Genomic DNA, 252 nt, shown 5'->3' on the forward strand with positions numbered 1-252 from the left:
CGGATGTGCCAATGGCAATGAAAATATCGGCCATCGACAACGCCATATAAATTTCATCCATGCCGAGTGGCATTTCGCCAAACCACACTACATGCGGGCGCAAGGGTGCCGGAAACTGGCAACAATGGCATTTATCTTCTGGGGTAACGTCTCCTGTCCAGTCGAGAACCTGACCACTTTGTGAACAACGCACTTTCAGCAGTTCCCCATGCATATGAATCACATTGGTATTACCTGCGCGTTCATGCAGGT

Annotated in this window: 1 protein-coding gene; it reads right to left on the reverse strand. The window is 49.6% G+C overall.

The genetic code is table 11. From position 1 onward, the window contains the following. A partial coding sequence (locus SB725_RS32745; protein ID WP_410923645.1) for a Sir2 family NAD-dependent protein deacetylase occupies positions 1-252 on the reverse strand: 252 nt, incomplete at both ends.

The organism is Pseudomonas sp. SIMBA_041, assembly GCF_046535095.1.
GTDB lineage: Bacteria > Pseudomonadota > Gammaproteobacteria > Pseudomonadales > Pseudomonadaceae > Aquipseudomonas > Aquipseudomonas mucoides.